Here is a 14,756-nt window from a genome sequence, read left to right as displayed (position 1 = left end):
GAGAAATACCAGCTCCACCCCCGCGACTGGACCACCGCCACCCGCGAGGGCCGCACCATCGCCCCCCTCATCACCCGCCTCAACACCATCCGGCGCCGGCATCCCGCGCTGCAGAGGCTGAGGAACCTGTGCTTCCACCGGACGGACAACGACGCGGTGATCGCCTACAGCAAGCGCACCGGCACGGACACGGTGGTGGTGGTCGCGAACCTCGACCCCCACCACACCCAGGAGGCCACGGTCTCGTTGGACATGCCGCAACTCGGCCTGGACTGGCACGACGGCCTGTCCGCGCACGACGAACTGACGGGTGAGACCTACCACTGGGGCAGGACCAACTATGTGCGCCTCACTCCCGGCCGGGCGCCGGCGCATGTGCTCCATGTCGAGCGATCGTCCGTCGCGCCACCGAACGGAGGGCCCACAGCGTCATGACTGTCAACGATCCCGTCCCGGACACCTTCGACGACACCCCCGCCAGGGACCGTGACCCGGAGTGGTTCAAGCGCGCCGTCTTCTACGAAGTGCTGGTGCGCTCCTTCCACGACAGCGACGGGGACGGCATCGGGGACCTGAAGGGCCTGACCGCCAAACTGGACTACCTCCAGTGGCTCGGCGTCGACTGCCTCTGGCTGCCGCCCTTCTTCAAGTCACCTCTGCGGGACGGCGGTTACGACGTCTCGGACTACACCGCCGTACTGCCCGAGTTCGGTGACCTCGCGGACTTCGTGGAGTTCGTGGACGCGGCCCACCAGCGCGGGATGCGCGTGATCATCGACTTCGTCATGAACCACACCAGTGACCAGCACCCGTGGTTCCAGGAGTCGCGCAGGAACCCCGACGGGCCCTACGGCGACTACTACATGTGGGCCGACGACGACAAGCGCTACCAGGACGCGCGCATCATCTTCGTGGACACCGAGGCGTCCAACTGGACGTACGACCCGGTCCGCGGCCAGTACTTCTTCCATCGCTTCTTCTCCCACCAGCCGGACCTCAACTACGAGAACCCGGCGGTCCAGGAGGAGATCCTGGCCGCCCTGCGCTTCTGGCTGGACCTCGGCATCGACGGCTACCGCCTGGACGCGGTGCCCTATCTCTACGCGGCCGACGGCACCAACTGCGAGAACCTGCCCGCCAGCCACGAGTTCCTCAAGCGGGTGCGCAAGGAGATCGACGCGATGTACCCGGACACGGTGCTCCTCGCGGAGGCGAACCAGTGGCCGGAGGACGTGGTCGACTACTTCGGCGACTTCCAGAGCGGCGGCGACGAGTGCCACATGGCGTTCCACTTCCCGGTCATGCCGCGCATCTTCATGGCCGTACGACGCGAGTCCCGCCACCCCGTCTCCGAAATCCTGGCGAAGACCCCGGCGATCCCGTCGAACTGCCAGTGGGGCATCTTCCTGCGCAACCACGACGAGCTGACCCTGGAGATGGTCACCGACGAGGAACGCGACTACATGTGGGCCGAGTACGCCAAGGACCCACGGATGCGCGCCAACATCGGCATCCGCCGGCGTCTCGCCCCGCTCCTGGACAACGACCGCAACCAGATCGAGCTCTTCACCGCGCTGCTGCTCTCCCTGCCCGGATCACCGATCCTCTACTACGGCGACGAGATCGGCATGGGCGACAACATCTGGCTCGGCGACCGCGACGCCGTCCGCACCCCCATGCAGTGGACCCCGGACCGCAACGCCGGCTTCTCCAACAGCGACCCCGGACGCCTCTACCTGCCCACGATCATGGACCCGGTCTACGGCTACCAGGTCACCAACGTCGAGGCCTCCATGTCCTCCCCCTCGTCGCTGCTGCACTGGACCCGCCGCATGATCGAGATCCGCAAGCAGAACCCCGCCTTCGGACTCGGGTCCTACAACGAACTCCCGTCCTCCAACCCGGCGGTCCTCGCCTTCCTGCGCGAGTACGAGGACGACCTCGTGCTGTGCGTGCACAACTTCTCCCGGTTCGCCCAGCCCACCGAACTCGACCTGCGGGTCTACGACGGGCGCCATCCCGTCGAGCTCATCGGCGGGGTCCGCTTCCCGGCGATCGGCGAACTGCCGTATCTGCTCACCCTCGCGGGCCACGGCTTCTACTGGTTCCGGCTCTCCCGAGTCGCATCCCGCATCGGCCGACGACGCTGAGCGCGCGGCGCCGAGGAAAGGACGCGTCACCATGCCGAAGACCGTTTCCGTCCGGCCGGAACACCTGGCCGACCGCCACCGGCCCATGGCTTCGCTGGCCGGGCTGCTGCGCGAATGGCTGCCTCGCCAGCGCTGGTTCGCGGGCAAGGACCGGCCGGTCACCGACCTCTCGGTCCTGTCGTCGACCGAACTGTTCCCGGGCTGCCTGCACCTGCTGGTGCACACCGGGCAGACCGGTGTGCTCACCCCGGCGGGAATACCGTCGGCCGGTGACTGCTACCAACTCCTGCTCGGCGTGCGGGAAGAGCCGGAGCCGGGGCTGGAACGGGCGTTCATCGGCCAGGTGCGGGAGGGGTCGCTGGCCGGGTTCGCGGTGTACGACGCGCTGCACGACACGCGTTCGGCCGAACTGCTCCTGGAGCGGTTGCGCCGCCCGGGCGGCGCGGGCCCGCTCTGCTTCGAGGCGGACCCGGACACCCACGTACCGGGCGGCCTCACCCCACGCCTGCTGGATGCCGAACAGTCCAACTCCTCACTGGTGTACGGCGACGCGTACATCCTGAAGGTCTTCCGGCGCATCCAGCCCGGCGTCAATCCTGACCTGGAGGTGCCGGGTGCGCTGGCCGCGCAGGGCTGCACCCGGGTGCCCGCGCCGGTGGCCTGGTTCCGCACCACCGAGCCCTGGCCCGCGACGCTCGGCGTGCTCCAGCCGTTCCTGCCCGACGCCGACGACGGCTGGACACTCGCGCTGCGCGCGCTCGCCACGGGCGACGACTTCACCACCCAGGCGCACGAGCTGGGCCAGGCCACGGCCGATATACATCTGGCGCTGGCCAAGGCCTTCGGCTCCGGCGTGCACGACGGGACCGGGCTCACCGCCGAGGCGATGACGGCGCGCCTGGAGGCGGCCGCGCACTGCGTGCCCGCGCTGCGGTCGTTCGTGCCGGGTCTGCGCACCGCGTTCGGCGCGCTCACCACGTGCGACGCCGGTCCGCCCGCCCAGCGCATACACGGCGACCTGCATCTCGGGCAGGTGCTGCGGGCCGGCCGCGAATGGTTCGTGATCGACTTCGAGGGTGAGCCGTCCCGTCCGCTCGCCGAGCGCCGGGTGGCCCAGTCCCCGGTGCGGGACATCGCGGGCATGCTGCGGTCCTTCGACTACGCGGCCCGGCAGCGCCGCCCCTGGCGCCCGGAGTGGGCCCGCCGCTGCCGGGAGGCCTTCTGCGCGGGCTATGCCGTCCGCGCCGGATGGGATCCGCGGACGAAGCACGCGCTGCTGCGTGCCCACGAGACCGACCGGGCGGTGTACGAGGTGCTGTACGAGGCCCGGCACCGTCCCGACTGGCTTCCGGTTCCGATGGCCGCGATAGAGCGACTCGCGATATGGGGAGGCTGACCTTCATGGCACTGCGTGACACTTCGCTGCCCGAGCCCTCGGGCCCGCTCTCACCCCGGCCGGTCCTGCTGGACCCGGCCGACCGTGAACGGCTGCTGACCGGGGCCCACCACGATCCGCACGCCCTCCTCGGCGCCCACCCGGTGCCGGGCGGGACGCTGTTCCGGGCGCTGCGTCCGTTCGCCCGCGCGGTGAGCGTGGTGGCCGACGGGATGCGCAGTCCGCTGGTGTCCGAGGGGGACGGGCTCTTCGCCGCCGTACTGCCGTACGAGACGCCTCCGGCCTACCGGCTGCTGGTGGAGTACGAGAACGGCGCGGGCGGCGCGCTGGAGGTGGAGGATCCGTACCGCTTCCTCCCGGCGCTCGGCGAGCTGGACCTGCATCTGATCGGCGAGGGACGGCACGAACAGCTGTGGAAGGCGCTGGGCGCCGAGCCGGTGACCCACCAGGGCGTCACCGGCACCCGGTTCACCGTCTGGGCCCCCAACGCCCAGGGTGTGCGCGTCGCGGGCGACTTCACCTGCTGGGACGGCACCCAGTACCCGATGCGCTCGCTGGGTTCGTCAGGAGTGTGGGAGCTGTTCCTGCCGGGCATCGGCGAGGGCACCCGGTACAAGTTCGAGATCACCTCCCGGTACGGCGGCCGGTGCCTCAAGGCGGACCCGATGGCCCGACGCACGGAGGAACCGCCGAACACCTCTTCCATCGTGCACGCCTCGCACTACGAGTGGCACGACGCGGGATGGATGGCGCACCGCGGGGACACCCCGGTGCACGAGGCGCCGTTCTCCGTGTACGAGGTCCATCTTCCGTCCTGGCGACCGGGGCTGACCTACCGCCAACTCGCCGACGAACTGCCCGCGTACGTCAGGGACCTCGGCTTCACCCATGTCGAGCTGATGCCCGTCGCCGAGCACCCCTTCGGCCCCTCCTGGGGCTACCAGGTGACGTCCTACTACGCGCCGACCGCGCGGCTGGGCACTCCCGACGACTTCAAGTACCTGGTCGACGCCCTGCACCGGGCCGGCATCGGCGTGATCATGGACTGGGTGCCCGCCCACTTCCCCAAGGACGACTGGGCGCTCGGTCGCTTCGACGGGGATCCGCTGTACGAGCCCGGGGACTCCCGGCGGGCCGAGCATCCGGACTGGGGGACCTACGAGTTCGACTTCGGCCGTATCGAGGTGCGCAACTTCCTGGTGGCCAACGCGGTGTACTGGTGCGAGGAGTTCCACATCGACGGCCTCAGGGTGGACGCGGTCGCCTCGATGCTCTACCTCGACTACTCGCGCGACTCGGGGCAGTGGACGCCCAATGTGTTCGGTGGGCGGGAGGACCTGGACGCGGTGGCCTTCCTCCAGGAGATGAACGCCACCGTCTACCGGCGCAGCCCAGGAGTCGTGACCATCGCCGAGGAGTCGACCGCCTGGGACGGCGTGACCCGGCCGACGGACAGCGGTGGTCTGGGGTTCGGGCTGAAGTGGAACATGGGCTGGATGCACGACTCGCTGGAGTACGTCCAGCACGAGCCGGTGCACCGCAAGTACCACCACCACGAGATGACCTTCTCGATGGTGTACGCGTACAGCGAGAACTACGTCCTGCCCATCTCCCACGACGAGGTCGTGCACGGCAAGCAGGCGCTGGTCTCCAAGATGCCCGGCGACTGGTGGCAGCGGCGCGCCAACCACCGCGCCTACCTCGGCTTCATGTGGGCCCACCCCGGCAAACAACTCCTCTTCATGGGGCAGGAGTTCGCCCAGGGTGGTGAGTGGTCCGAGGCGCACGGTCCGGAATGGTGGCTGCTGGACGCGGACCATGTCGCACAGGGCGACCATCGGGGCGTGCGGGACCTGGTCCGGGACCTCAACACCGTCTACCGGGCCACCCCGGCCCTGTGGCAGCGCGACACCGACCCGGCCGGCTTCCAGTGGGTCGTCGGCGACGCGGCCGAGGACAACGTGTTCGCCTTCCTGCGGTTCGACGGGCACGGGAGGCCGCTGCTCGCGGTGTCCAACTTCTCCCCCGTCGTGCGGCACGACTACCGGCTCGGCGTGCCCGCCTCGGTCCCCGTGTGGCGGGAGGCGCTGAACACTGACGGCGCCTGCTACGGCGGCGGCGACATCACCCACCGGCAACCGCTCGTGACGGAGAACGGCGGGCTCCGGCTCACGCTTCCGCCCCTCGCCACGGTGTGGCTGGTGCCGGCGCCGGTTGAAGGGTGAGCGGACGGGGCATTCGGGGGACGTGCGCACCGTAGGAGTGGAGGAGGAACTCCTCCTGGTCGATCCCGGCAGCGGGGTACCCCGGGCCGTGTCCGCCGCCGTGCTCGCCCGCGCCGGGCGGGAGGAGGGGCGGGACGGCTCGGAGGCGGCGGTGTTCGAGAAGGAGCTGCACCGTCAGCAGCTGGAGTTCGCCACGCACCCGCAGTCGGACCTGGGCGATCTGGCGGCGGAGATCCGCCGCTGCCGCGCGCTGGCCGCACGGCTGGCCCGGGAGTCCGGCGGCGAGGTGGCCGCACTCGCGACCTCGCCGCTGCCGGTGAGACCTTCCATCAGCGCTCATCGCCGCTACGCGTGGATGGCGGACGCCTACGGCATGGCGGTCCACGAGCAACTGGTCTGCGGCTGCCATGTGCACGTGTCCGTGGACTCCGACGACGAGGGGGTGGCCGTACTCGACCGGATCCGGCCCTGGCTCGCGGTGCTCACGGCACTGAGCGCCAACTCCCCCTTCTGGCAGGGCAAGGACACCGGGTACGCGAGCTACCGCACCCAGGTCTGGCATCGCTGGCCGTCGGCGGGGCCGACGGAGGCGTTCGGGTCGGCCGCGCGCTATCACCGGCGGGTGGCGGACATGATCGCCACGGGCGCTCTCCTCGACGAGGGGATGGTGTACTTCGACGCGCGGCTGTCCCGCACCTATCCGACGGTGGAGATCCGGGTCGCCGACGTGTGTCTGCACACGGGGACCGCCGTACTGGTGGCCGCCCTGGCCCGCGCCCTGGTGGAGACGGCCGCGCGCGCCTGGCGGTCCGGCGGCGCCGCGCCGGACCGGAGCGTGAGCCTGCTGCGGCTGGCGGCGTGGCGCGCTGCGCGCTCGGGGCTGTCCGGGGAGCTGCTCCACCCGGTGACCCTGCGACCCGCGCCCGCGGAGTCGGTGCTGCGGGACCTGGTGGAGCATGTGCGGGAGCCGCTGGCCGATCACGGCGACGCCGACCGGGTGCGGGAGGCGCTCGGCGCGCTGCTGCGGCACGGCGACGGCGCCCGGGTGCAGCGCGAGACCCTGGAGCGGACCGGCAGTCTGCGGGACGTCGTGGCCGAGTGTGTACGGCGCACGCAGGCGTGAGAGATGTTCATCGACAGGGATCACTTGTCTGTTCATGACGCCAAACCGCCCTCCCTAAGCTAGATTCGAGCACCGCCGACCACCGCACTGATCGGCGGAGTCACCCTCCGCACCTCCCCGGGAGCAGCGCATGCGCGACTTCGCCCTCGCTCCGACAACGGTTTCCGCTCTGTCCGGCGGACTCGCCGACAGCGTCTTCGACATGGCCGACCGCAGTCCCGCCCTGCCCATGCTGGCCCGCCGTGCGGCCGGCGGCGCCGGCTGGGAGAAGGTGACGGCCGTCGAGGTGCGGGACGAAGTGGTCGGTGTGGCCAGGGGTTTGGTGGCCTGCGGGATCTCACCGGGCAACCGGGTGGCCGTGATGGCCCGCACCCGGTACGAGTGGACGGTGTTCGCGCACGCGCTGTGGACGGTGGGCGCGGAGGTGGTTCCGGTCCATCCGGCGTCGTCCCGGGAGCAGGTCGAGTGGATCCTGCGGGACGCCGACTGCGTGGGCGTCGTGGTGGAGGACGAGCCGGGCGTGATGACGATCGGCACGGTGTGCGCGGGGCTGCCCCTGCTGCGGCACGTGTGGCAGCTGGACGCGGAGGCGCTGCCCCGGCTCGCGGAGCAGGGCGCGCAGGTCCCGTCGACCACGGTGGACTCACTGCGCCGGATCGTGCTGCCGGAGTCGACGGCGGCCGTCGCCTACACCTCGGGCACCTCGGGCACCTCGGGCCGCCCGATGGGCTGCGCGCTGACCCACCGCAGTCTGGCGCATCCGTGCGACGCGCTGCTGGCCGGCTGGGTGCACACGGCGGCGCCCGCGGGTGTGCAGCCGTCCGTACTGGCCTTCCTGCCGTTCTCGCACGTGTACGGGCTGATGATCCAGGTGATGTGTGTGCGCGGCGGGGTCCTGCTGGGCCACGAGCCGGAGACGACCGAGGCCGCGCTGTCGTCGGCGCTGCGCAGCTTCCGTCCGACGTACTTCCACGGTGTGCCGTCGTTGTTCGAGAAGCTGTACAAGACGTTCCTGCGGACCTCCCAGCAGGCGGGCAGGGGTGCGCTGTTCGAGCGGGCGGCACAGACGGCACGGGACTTCGCCACGGCGGAGGAGCGGCAGCGGCTGGGTCTGGGTCCGGGTCCCGGGTTCGATCTGCGGCTCCAGCACGCCCTCTACGAGCGGACGGTGTACCGCAGGCTCCGCGCGGTACTGGGCGGACGGGTGGTCCGGGCCACGTCGGGCGGCTCGTCGCTCAGCCGCGAACTGTCCCTCTTCTACGAGGGCATCGGCATCTATGTGCACGACGGCTACGGGCTGACGGAGGCCGGCGGCGGTGTCACCATGCAGCCGCTCGGCCGGGAGAAGTCGGGCACGGTGGGCCGGCCGCTGCCGGGCATGGAGATCCAGGTCGCCGACGACGGGGAGCTGCTGGTGCGCGGCCCGTCGGTGTTCCAGGGCTATGTCAACGACGAGCCGGCCACCCGGGCGGCGCTGCGCGGCGACTGGCTGGCCACCGGGGACATCGGGCGGATGGACTCCGAGGGGTATGTGACGATCACGGGCCGCAAGAAGGACGTCCTCGTCACGAGCGGCGGCACCAGTGTGGCCCCGGCTCCGCTGGAGCAGCGGCTGCGGATGCATCCGCTGGTCCACCAGGTGGTGGTGGTCGGCGACGACCGGCCCTGCGTGGGCGCGCTGATCACCCTGGATCCCGACTACCTGGCGCACTGGCGGACGGCGCACGCTCTCCAGGCGGACGCGCCCGGCCGGGAGGCGCGGGAGGACAACGCGCTGCGCGAGGAGATCGCGCGGGCCGTGGCCGCGGCGAACAGTGCCGTGTCACGGTCCGAGTCCATCCGGGTGTACCGGGTGCTGCCCGAGCCGTTCGGCCCGGAGAGCGGGCTGCTGACCCCCTCGCTGAAGCTGCGCCGGGACGTCGTGGTGCGGCACTACGCGGCCGAGATCGACGCGATGTACGAGGCCAGACCCCGGGCCGCGCACCCGCGACGGCCGACGGAGCCCCCGGAGTGGGACGACTGGGACGACTCCGACAACGTCTTCCGGTGAGGATGTGTCGGCACGGGGAACTCGGAACCACAGATGAGAGACAGGAGAGGGACGAGTGAACAGCAGTCCTGTTCCGAGTTGCCGAATCGGGCTGGGGAAGACGCGATGCCGACCGGGCCACGCAGGGACGACACACCTCCGTCGGAGGATGGATACGAACGCACGTTCTCCTTCGCGGGTGATCTGCCGAATGTGACGGGCACAAGGCTCGCCGCGGAGGAGTACCTGCGCGGGCTCGCGCGCGCGTCGCCACCGGCCACGCCGGAGTCCTGGGACGACATCCTGCTGGTGGTGACGGAACTGGCCGCCAACGTGGTGCAGTACGCCCCCGGCCCGTTCGAGCTGCGGATGCGCCGCACCTTCGACGGGGTGCACGTCACGATGCACGACACCAGTCCCGTCGCACCGGAACCCCGGCCGTTCCGGCCCAGCAGGGGAGGCGGCGGGATCGGCTGGCATCTCCTGCACACCCTGTGCGACCAGGTCAGCGTGGTCGTCACCGACAGCGGGAAGGACATCCACGCGTTCCTCCCCTGGTGACTTGGCATATTCGTGCGATACCCGGGTTACCCGGTGTGGCGGAGGGGCATGCTGGTGCCCATGCGTTCGGCTGCCTGCCGTACCCGACTGGCGGGACCCGTCGGGGCGCGGTGGGATCGATGTGGTGCGAAGCAGCGATCCGGGGGCATGCGAACGGCGTCGGAAGTCGGACCGCCTGGAGCCGCGGAAAGGATGAACAACGTGACACGACCCAGGATCCTGGTGGTTGGCGCAGGTTTCGCCGGAGTGGACTGCGTTCGCCGCCTGGAGCGCAAACTCGCCCCCGACGAGGCCGATGTCACCCTGGTGACACCCGTCGGCTACCAGCTCTACCTGCCGCTGCTGCCACAGGTCGCCTCCGGGGTGCTCACGCCCCAGTCGATCGCCGTCTCGCTGCGCCGCAGCAAGAAGTACCGCACCCGGATCATCCCGGGCGGCGCCATCGGCGTGGATCTGAAGGCCAAGGTGTGCGTCATCCGCACCATCACCGACGAGACCGTCAACGAGCGGTACGACTACCTGGTGCTGGCCCCGGGCAGCGTCACCCGCACCTTCGACATCCCGGGCCTGACCGAGCACGCGTTCGGTATGAAGACCCTGGCCGAGGCGGCCTACATCCGCGACCACGTCATCTCCCAGCTGGACCTCGCCGACGCCAGCCACGACCCGGCGGAACGCGCCTCGCGGTTGCAGTTCGTGGTGGTCGGCGGGGGCTACGCCGGCACCGAGACCGCGGCCTGTCTGCAACGGCTGACGCACGCCGCCCTCAAGCGCTACCCGCGCCTCGACCCCGGCCTGATCAAGTGGCACCTGATCGACATCGCCCCGAAGCTGATGCCCGAGCTGGGCGACAAACTCGGCCGCAGCGCCCAGGAGATCCTGCGCCGGCGCGGCATAGACATCTCACTGGGGGTGTCCGTCGACAAGGCCACCCCGCACGAGGTCACCTTCACCGACGGCCGGGTGGTGCCCACCCGCACCCTGATCTGGACGGCCGGCGTGGTCGCCAGCCCGCTCATCGCCACGCTCGGCGCGGAGACGGTGCACGGCAGGCTCGCGGTCTCCGCCGAGATGAGGGTCCCCCGGCACGACGGCGTGTTCGCGCTCGGTGACGCCGCCGCCGTACCGGACGAGGCCAAGGAGGAGGCGGACGCGGTCTGTCCGCCCACCGCACAGCACGCGATGCGCCAGGGCAAGCGGGTCGCCGACAACGTCATCGCCACACTGCGCGGCGAACCGCTGCGCCCGTACGTGCACCACGACCTCGGACTCGTGGTCGACCTCGGCGGCAAGGACGCGGTGTCCAAGCCGCTGGGCATCGAGCTGCGTGGGCTGCCCGCACAGGCAGTCGCCCGCGGCTACCACTGGTCCGCGCTGCGCACCAATGTCGCCAAGACCCGTGTGATGACGAACTGGTTGCTGAACGCGGTCGCGGGCGACGACTTCGTGCGCACCGGGTTCCAGTCGCGCAGGGCGCCCCGGCTCAAGGACTTCGAGCACACCAACGCCTATATGACGCCCGAGGAGGTACGGGCGCATGTGGAGGAGCACGGCGGGGAGGCCGCGCTGGGCTGAGCTGGGCTGACCGGAAGAGGGCGCGGCGGCGTGCGAACGGTGGCGGGACGGTCGGTGCGGGCGAAGCCGTGGGACCGTCTCGCGGCCTCGGACCCGGGGCTGCTCCGGCTGGCGGCGGCCCTGCGCACCGTCCTCGCGATGGTGCTCACGCTCGCCGTGCTGGCCATGGCCGGGGCCGCGGTGAACCTGCTGGTGGCCGGGGCCGGGACGGCGATGGCCGCCACCTTCGCCATCCGGGACAAGCAGCGGTCCGGCCAGGCGGTCACCCTCGCTCTGGGCCTGCCGGTGGCCCTGGCCTCGGTGGCCCTGGGCACACTGCTGAGCTCCCATGTCGTGGTGGGCGACCTGTTCTTCGTCGCGCTCATCTTCTGCGCGGTGTACGGCCGCAGGTACGGGGAGCGCGGCACCGGGCTCGGGCTGATCGCGTTCCAGACCTACTTCCTCTCGCTGTTCGTGGCGGCGGCCCTGCCGGCGTTGCCGGGGCTGTGCGGCGCGGTGTGCGTGGCGTTCGTGTGCAGCGCGGTCGCCCGGTTCGTGCTGGTGCCGCAGACGCCCGCGCGTGTCCTCGGCCGGCTGCAACGGGCCTTCCGCGCCCGCCTCGCCCAACTCGTCGGGGCGCAGGCCGGGTTGCTCGACGCCGAGCCCGACGACATGGACCGGGCGCTTGAGGAGGTCCGGGACGGCACCGCCCGGCTGCACGAGACGGCCCTGCTGATCCAGTCCGGGCTGGAGGACGGCACCTCCGACGAGGCGGTGGCGTCGCAGCTCCAGCGGCGGATCGCGGACGCGGAGATCGCCGCCGAGCGACTGGGACTCCTGGTGCTGACCGCGCGCGGCGCGCGGCGCGCGGACACGCTGACCCTGCATCTGCCGGGCGCGCACGTGCCGTCCGGCGGCGGGCCGCCGGTGCGCGACGAGCAGCCCTCCGGCGAACTGCTGGACGCGCTGGAGACGCTGCGGTTGCTGGTTCTGCGGCCCGTCCGCCAGGACGCGGGGACCGCGTCGGCGGTGCTGCGGAACCGGCTGCTCGGCTATCGCGAGGAGGAGAACCTGCCCGACGCGCCCGACGCGGTGCAGGACGTATTCCGTGGCGTCGGGGAGGCCGCGCGGGCGGTCCTGGGGCTGCGGATGGCGCTCCACGGGGCGGCGGACGACTCGGACGACACCCCGGCCACCGCCCGCTCGCGCGCGGAACTGCACGCGGAGGACGCCGCGATCGGCGGCGAGGAGAAGGCCTCGGACGCGGAGCCCGCGGCGCAGCCCACCGGTCTGCGGCGCCCCACCACGCGTGCGGCCGTGCAGGTCTCGGTGGGCTCGGCGCTCGCCATCGCCGGTGGTGAGCTGCTCTCCAGTCACCGCTGGTACTGGGCGGTGCTCACCTGCTGGATCGTGTTCCTCAACACCGCGTCGACCGGGGAGATCCTGGTCAAGGGGTACCGGCGGGTGCTGGGCACGGTGCTGGGCGTGGTGGCGGGTGTCGGACTCGCGGGACTGGTGGGGCACCACACCTGGACGGCGTTCGCGCTGGTGCTGCTGTGCGTGTTCGCGATGTTCTACACCGCACCGCTGTCCTACACGCTGATGTCGTTCTTCGTGACGGCGATGCTGGGACTGCTGTACACGCTGCTCCACACCTACAGCCTGGCGGTGTTGTGGCTGCGCGTGGAGGAGACGGTGCTCGGCGCGGTGTGCGGGATCGTCGCGGCGGCGGTGGTGCTGCCGGTGCGTACCGACCGCCGTACGAACGAACTCCTCGTGACCGTGCTGGGGCAGCTCGCCGACGTCACCCGGTCCGCGGTCGACCAGCTCAGCGGCGGTCCCACTGTCGACCTGCTCGACCGGGCGCGGGAGCTGGACCAGGCGCTGGACGACCTGCGGGGCTCGACCCGGCCGCTGACCCATCCGATCACTCCGCTCAGGTCCCGCCGGGACACCGCCCGCTACCTCGTGGCCCTGCTGGAGACCTGCGCGTACCACGCCCGTGCCCTGGCGGCCACCGCCGAACTGCTGCCCGCGCACCCCTCGATCGCCGCGGACCCCCGGCTGCGGGGAGTGGGGCAGCGCATCGTGCGCAACATCGAGGCGATCGCCGAGCATGTCGAGGACCCGGGCACCCCGTCCCAGGTCCTGACCGGCCCCAGCATCGCCGCCCAGCTCCGCCCGGGCACCCCGGCCACTCCCCGCTACGGCCGGGTGACCGACCGGGTGCTACGGCATCTCCAGCGCCTGGACGAGGCGGTGACGGGCCTGACCCGGCCGCTGGGGGTTCCCTCGGGACCGGGCGAGTAGCCCCGGCCTCAGACCCGGCACCACCGTGCCGCGGCGAACGAGAACAGGCCGAACAGGGCCAGGCCCGCCGCGACCGTCACCAGCAGCCAGGGGCCCAGGGGAGTTTCCGCGAAGGACCTGAGTGTGTCGTCGACACCCTTCGCCCGGTCGGGGCGGAAGTCGACGGCCGCGCGGACGACGAATGCGCCGGCCGCCGCGAACAGCACCCCGCGGGCGAGGCCGCCGCCGATGCCCGTGACGTCCACGAAGCGTCGGGTCCGGTCCGACATCTCGGCGGTGCGGAGCTTCTCGGGGTAGACCCGCCGGACGGCCTGTACGCCGATCCAGACGCCGGTCACGGCGATCACGACGCCCGCGGCCCCGACGAGCCACTGCCCGGCGGGGACACCGAGGACGCGGGCCGTGATGTCCCGGGACTGGTCGTCGCTGGACCGGACGCCACCCGAACCGGCGGCGAAGGTCAGCACGGACCATGCGACGCAGCCGTAGAAGACGGACCGCACGACCGCGAGCAGCCTGCTGCGGGCCGTCCGGCCGTCGGGTCCCGCCGACCCGAACAGTGCTTCCGAGAGCCGCCACACCGTCATGCCGGTCATCGCGATCCCGAGTGCCCACAGCAGGATCCCGCCGAACGGCTGCTCCGCGAGCTCGGCGAGGGCGCCGCTGCTGTCCGCCTGCTTGGGCCGGTCTCCGAGGGCGACCTCGGTCGCGAGCACCCCCACCAGGAGGAAGATGACGCCGCGTGCCGTGAGGCCCGCCCGCGCGGCCCATACGGTCACGCGGCCGGCCGTGCCGCTACGGGCACGCACCTCCGCGCTGCGCAGTGCGGTTCCGGCGTCCAAAACGGCCTCGCTCTCCTGAGGAGTCCGCTGCGGCTCATTCGGGCAGCCGTCTCCTGACTCACCGACTGACCGCTTCGGACGCGGTCAAACCGGTTGGAGATGCCGCGGTACCCATTGGGGCGCGGATTCCGGGTAGGTGAGCGGGTATGAGTGACGTCGTGGATTCACAAGAGCTGCTGCGCCGTATCCAGCGCGGCCGGGACCGTGCGATGACGGAGGAACGGGCCTGGCAGGCGCGCGCGGAACAGCTCCGTGCGACCGATCCCGAAGGCGCCCGGGAGGCCGTGGTGCGGGCCTGGACGTACGAGGCGGTGTTCCGGGTGCTGGACGAGATCGCCGTACCGGGCGGCCACTCGGCCCCCACGGCGTGAAACGGGTCACGTGACCCGATCGTGACTTCGCGAAGCCGGGGCAAATGATTTATCGTTCATACATACGTGGGCATGGAGTCGATCGTCCCGGTCCTCCCTGCGCCATCCACATACGGCCCTGGCTGGTCTCCCCCGTCCAGCCAGGGCTTTTTCCTGCCCGTGGAACCCGGCCCCGAGGATCTCCCCTCCCCCGAG

Annotated in this window: 11 protein-coding genes; 10 read left to right on the top strand and 1 reads right to left on the bottom strand. The window is 71.3% G+C overall.

All coding sequences use genetic code 11. The annotated features are described in order from the left end of the window. The 9 genes from ACIPK3_RS25940 to ACIPK3_RS25900 all read left to right on the top strand — a co-directional run. A partial coding sequence (locus ACIPK3_RS25940) for a DUF3459 domain-containing protein (protein WP_402573313.1) occupies nucleotides 1–435 on the top strand: 435 nt, incomplete at its 5' end. Continuing rightward, on the top strand, nucleotides 432–2,150 hold the full coding sequence (treS, locus tag ACIPK3_RS25935; protein WP_402573312.1) for a maltose alpha-D-glucosyltransferase: 1,719 nt from the start codon (nucleotides 432–434) through the stop codon (nucleotides 2,148–2,150). The genes ACIPK3_RS25940 and treS, both read left to right, overlap by 4 nt. A gap of 31 nt (nucleotides 2,151–2,181) precedes the next feature. Further along, on the top strand, nucleotides 2,182–3,546 hold the full coding sequence (locus ACIPK3_RS25930) for a maltokinase (RefSeq protein WP_402573310.1): 1,365 nt from the start codon (nucleotides 2,182–2,184) through the stop codon (nucleotides 3,544–3,546). A gap of 5 nt (nucleotides 3,547–3,551) precedes the next feature. Then, complete coding sequence (glgB, locus tag ACIPK3_RS25925; RefSeq protein ID WP_402573308.1) at nucleotides 3,552–5,771, top strand: 1,4-alpha-glucan branching enzyme; 2,220 nt, start codon at nucleotides 3,552–3,554, stop codon at nucleotides 5,769–5,771. Between the two features lie 22 nt (nucleotides 5,772–5,793). After that, the gene (locus ACIPK3_RS25920; RefSeq protein ID WP_402573306.1) at nucleotides 5,794–6,894 is read left to right on the top strand and encodes a glutamate--cysteine ligase; all 1,101 of its coding nucleotides are present in this window, start codon (nucleotides 5,794–5,796) and stop codon (nucleotides 6,892–6,894) included. 130 nt (nucleotides 6,895–7,024) lie between these two features. Next, nucleotides 7,025–8,944 (top strand): AMP-dependent synthetase/ligase, encoded by a 1,920-nt coding sequence (locus tag ACIPK3_RS25915; RefSeq protein ID WP_402573304.1) that lies wholly within the window; start codon nucleotides 7,025–7,027, stop codon nucleotides 8,942–8,944. Nucleotides 8,945–9,049: 105 nt separating this feature from the next. Next, nucleotides 9,050–9,484, top strand: coding sequence for an ATP-binding protein (locus tag ACIPK3_RS25910; RefSeq protein WP_402573302.1), 435 nt, complete (start codon nucleotides 9,050–9,052; stop codon nucleotides 9,482–9,484). A gap of 192 nt (nucleotides 9,485–9,676) precedes the next feature. Next, a complete protein-coding gene (locus ACIPK3_RS25905) occupies nucleotides 9,677–11,059 on the top strand; it encodes an NAD(P)/FAD-dependent oxidoreductase (protein WP_402573300.1) in 1,383 nt (460 codons plus the stop codon). 30 nt (nucleotides 11,060–11,089) lie between these two features. Beyond that, nucleotides 11,090–13,348 carry an FUSC family protein gene (locus ACIPK3_RS25900; RefSeq protein WP_402573299.1) on the top strand — a complete coding sequence of 753 codons (2,259 nt, stop codon included), beginning with the start codon at nucleotides 11,090–11,092 and terminating at the stop codon, nucleotides 13,346–13,348. Between the two features lie 8 nt (nucleotides 13,349–13,356). Here ACIPK3_RS25900 and ACIPK3_RS25895 read toward each other — a convergent pair whose 3' ends face one another. Beyond that, nucleotides 13,357–14,190 (bottom strand): DUF1206 domain-containing protein, encoded by an 834-nt coding sequence (locus ACIPK3_RS25895; protein ID WP_402573297.1) that lies wholly within the window; start codon nucleotides 14,188–14,190, stop codon nucleotides 13,357–13,359. 146 nt (nucleotides 14,191–14,336) lie between these two features. On the opposite strand from ACIPK3_RS25895, the gene ACIPK3_RS25890 reads away from it, so the two are divergent. Continuing rightward, a complete protein-coding gene (locus tag ACIPK3_RS25890; RefSeq protein ID WP_402573295.1) occupies nucleotides 14,337–14,561 on the top strand; it encodes a hypothetical protein in 225 nt (74 codons plus the stop codon). Nucleotides 14,562–14,756 lie beyond the last annotated feature (195 nt).

Origin of the sequence: Streptomyces sp. NPDC086787, from assembly GCF_044745865.1 — a bacterium.
Taxonomy (GTDB): Bacteria; Actinomycetota; Actinomycetes; order Streptomycetales; family Streptomycetaceae; genus Streptomyces.
The sequence above is the reverse complement of the archived record's forward strand: the minus strand, read 5'-3'. Positions and strand labels throughout refer to the sequence as shown.

What these genes read in the sequence shown, in the direction of transcription:
- treS (WP_402573312.1), top strand. Translation starts at nt 432, where the DNA reads ATGACTGTCAACGATCCCGTCCCGGACACCTTCGACGACACCCCCGCC.
- ACIPK3_RS25930 (WP_402573310.1), top strand. Translation starts at nt 2,182, where the DNA reads ATGCCGAAGACCGTTTCCGTCCGGCCGGAACACCTGGCCGACCGCCAC.
- glgB (WP_402573308.1), top strand. Translation starts at nt 3,552, where the DNA reads ATGGCACTGCGTGACACTTCGCTGCCCGAGCCCTCGGGCCCGCTCTCA.
- ACIPK3_RS25915 (WP_402573304.1), top strand. Translation starts at nt 7,025, where the DNA reads ATGCGCGACTTCGCCCTCGCTCCGACAACGGTTTCCGCTCTGTCCGGC.
- ACIPK3_RS25910 (WP_402573302.1), top strand. Translation starts at nt 9,050, where the DNA reads ATGCCGACCGGGCCACGCAGGGACGACACACCTCCGTCGGAGGATGGA.
- ACIPK3_RS25905 (WP_402573300.1), top strand. Translation starts at nt 9,677, where the DNA reads ATGAACAACGTGACACGACCCAGGATCCTGGTGGTTGGCGCAGGTTTC.
- ACIPK3_RS25890 (WP_402573295.1), top strand. Translation starts at nt 14,337, where the DNA reads ATGAGTGACGTCGTGGATTCACAAGAGCTGCTGCGCCGTATCCAGCGC.